The organism is Streptomyces sp. NPDC002156, assembly GCF_053593675.1.
Genome location: NZ_JBSFDA010000351.1, coordinates 1 through 2813 on the forward strand (window position 1 = coordinate 1; position 2813 = coordinate 2813).

A 2813-nucleotide genomic window follows, 5' to 3' on the forward strand; every position below is an offset into this window, starting at 1 on the left:
TGGTTTATAGGGGGGGGGGGGCGTTGGGGGTGGCGGGGGGGGGCCCCCGGGGCGCACGGCCGCTTCCACGTGTCGGGCGGCGCCTCAGACTGTCGCCCTGCTCTGGGTCTCGGCCTCGGCTTGCCGCCGCATCAACTCCCGCTCCCGGTCGCGCCGTGCGGTGACGTCCCGGATGACCGCCCCGACGTACGTGCTGCCGTCGGGACCCGGCAGCAGGGCCACGCTGAACTCGATGGACAGCTTGCGGCCGTCCGCCGCCAGCGCGGGCACGTTCAGCAGATCCGCGTCCCCGTACTTGGTCGTCCCTCGCGCCATGGCTTCCTCGAACCCGTCCCAGTGCCGCTTCCGTTGCCGCTCGGGGATGATGACGTCCAGACTTCGGCCGTCCACGTCACCCGCCGAGAACCCGAAGATGCGCTCCGCACCCCGGTTCCAGAAGCGGATCAGCCCTTCGCCGTCGATGATCACTATGCCGTCGGGCGCCTGGGCGGCCATTCCCAGCACCACTTCGGGATGCAGATCTTCCATGTCGCCTCCGTACAGGGGCAGTTGGATACCGAACGCATACTGGACGACAGTATACAGATGGATGGTATACAGGATCCATACCACCCGAGGGGCCCGCGCTCCCGAACAGAGGCGGGACCCCCGCGGCGCAGGGGGCGCTCCCCGCCGCCAGGGGCCCCGCCGTCGTGGGCCGTGGCTCGACTACTCCGGCATCATGCGGCGGTTCCGAGTGCGAGGAGATCGCTGATGGCGTGGACGGTCCGCAGGGTGGGGACGTCGACGCCGGTGATGTCGGCGAGTTCGATGACGGCGGTCAGGAGGACGTCGAGTTCGAGGGGTTTCCCGCGTTCGAGGTCCTGGAGGGTGGAGGTGCGGTGGTCGCCCACCTTCTCGGCGCCGGCGAGGCGACGCTCGATGGAGATGCCGACACGGCAGTTGAGGGCCTCGGCGACGGCCAGGGTCTCTTCCATCATGGTCTGGATGACCTGACGGGTGCCGCCGTGATGGCACATCTGGCGCATCGTGGCCCGCGAGAGGGCACTGATCGGGTTGAAAGAGATGTTGCCGAGCAGCTTGAGCCAGATGTCGTTGCGCAGATCGGGCTCGACGGGACACTTGAGTCCGCCGGCCCGCATGGCCTCGCTGAAGGCGTGGCAGCGCGGGGAGGGGGAACGGTCCGGTTCGCCGATCGAGAACCGGGTGCCCTCCAAGTGCCTGACGACGCCCGGCCCTTCCAGCTCGGTCGCCGCATACACGACACAGCCGATGGCCCGTTCCGGCGCGAGTACGGCACTGACCGCGCCGCCGGGGTCCACGCTCTCGATGCGCTGACCGTCGTTCGGCCCGCCATGGCGGTGGAAGTACCACCAGGGGATGCCGTTCTGGGCGGCGATGACAGCGGTGGACTCGTGGAGCAGCGGCTCGATGAGCGGCCCGCACGCCGCGTACGAGTTGGCCTTGAGTCCGAGGAAGACATAGTCGACGGGGCCGATGTCGGCGGGGTTGTCGGTGGCGTGGGCGTGCGCGGTGAAGTCACCGCGGGGGCTGAGAACCCGTACGCCGTGCTGCCTCATGGCCGCGAGGTGCGGTCCACGGGCGACGAGATGGACGTCGGCGCCTGCTTGGTGCAGGGCGGCGCCGACGTAGGCGCCGATGGCTCCGGCGCCGAGGATGGCGACTTTCACTGGGTGGCGCTCCGTTCGGTCGAGGGTGTACCGCGGAACTGTCGAAAACTGTCGACGAAATATTGTCTACAGGATGGAAGTGGCGGCAGCAAGGGTCCGGGACGGTGCCCGGACGGCCACCCGGGGCCGCGTGAGCTGGGTTTCCGGTCGTTTGTGCGCCGTAGACTGTAGGCGAAAGCCAATTCATACTGGGCTCTCACATGTGGCGACGACGCTGCGGAGGAGGGGCCGTCATGCTGTCGACGACAGGACTGCCGCAGGGCGCGGTACCGAAGCTCGAACGTCCCGGTCCGCTCCGTGACCGGGTGTACGAGGCGCTGCTCGAACTGATCACCACCCGTGCCCTGCAACCCGGCCAGCACCTCGTCGAGAGCGAACTCGCCGGACACCTCGGGGTCTCCCGCCAGCCCGTCCGCGAGGCGCTCCAACGGCTCAGCACCGAGGGCTGGGTCGATCTGCGGCCGGCCCAGGGTGCCTTCGTGCACGAGCCGACGGAGGCGGAGGCGGACCAACTCCTCACCGTCCGCACCCTGTTGGAGGCCGAGGCCGCCCGCCTCGCCGCGACCAACGCGGGTGCCGCGGCCGTCACGGTGCTGGAGGAGATGTGCGCGGAGGGCGAGCGAGCGGTCGCCTCCGACGATGTGGATGCCGCGGTGGCGATGAACGCCCGACTGCACGCGAAGGTGATGGAGCTGGCCGGCAACTCGGTTCTGGCGGAGTTGGCGGCGCAGGTGGACCGTCGGGTGCGCTGGTACTACACGCCGGTGGCCCGGCAGCGTGGCCAGCAGTCGTGGATCGAGCACCGTGAGCTGATCGCGGCGATCGCGGACGGCGACGGGCAGCGGGCCACGGAGGTCATGCGGGCCCATACGGAACACACCCGCAAGACGTACCACCAGCGGGAGCGGTAGCGGGGTGGCCGTACGGTCACCGTCCCGTTGCTCGTGGTGAGAGATATGCAGGTGAAAGCCACTCTGAAAGCTTGGTATTGTTGTTCGTGTCGCTGCGGGGAGCACTCCCGACGGCGGCAGACACCTAGTCCGGGTGGCGGAATGGCAGACGCGCTAGCTTGAGGTGCTAGTGCCCTTTATCGGGCGTGGGGGTTCAAGTCCCCCCTCGGAC

The 2813-nt window shown here is 68.9% G+C and carries 3 protein-coding genes and 1 tRNA gene; 2 read left to right on the plus strand and 2 right to left on the minus strand.

Translation table 11 applies throughout. From position 1 onward, the window contains the following. Window positions 1–84: 84 nt before the first annotated feature. Together ACWCRB_RS49565 and ACWCRB_RS49570 are read right to left on the minus strand one after the other, a co-directional pair. On the minus strand, window positions 85–528 hold the full coding sequence (locus ACWCRB_RS49565) for a PAS domain S-box protein (RefSeq protein WP_451002337.1): 444 nt from the start codon (window positions 526–528) through the stop codon (window positions 85–87). A 191-nt stretch (window positions 529–719) separates the two neighbouring features. Then, the gene (locus ACWCRB_RS49570; RefSeq protein ID WP_451002338.1) at window positions 720–1691 is read right to left on the minus strand and encodes a 2-dehydropantoate 2-reductase; all 972 of its coding nucleotides are present in this window, start codon (window positions 1689–1691) and stop codon (window positions 720–722) included. A gap of 233 nt (window positions 1692–1924) precedes the next feature. On the opposite strand from ACWCRB_RS49570, the gene ACWCRB_RS49575 reads away from it, so the two are divergent. Beyond that, complete coding sequence (locus tag ACWCRB_RS49575; RefSeq protein WP_451002339.1) at window positions 1925–2602, plus strand: GntR family transcriptional regulator; 678 nt, start codon at window positions 1925–1927, stop codon at window positions 2600–2602. Between the two features lie 127 nt (window positions 2603–2729). Next, window positions 2730–2813 (plus strand) — tRNA-Leu (locus ACWCRB_RS49580).

Bases quoted from the DNA above. Each gene is read 5' to 3' on its own strand.
- ACWCRB_RS49565 (WP_451002337.1), bottom strand. From the start codon at position 528: ATGGAAGATCTGCATCCCGAAGTGGTGCTGGGAATGGCCGCCCAGGCG.
- ACWCRB_RS49575 (WP_451002339.1), top strand. From the start codon at position 1,925: ATGCTGTCGACGACAGGACTGCCGCAGGGCGCGGTACCGAAGCTCGAA.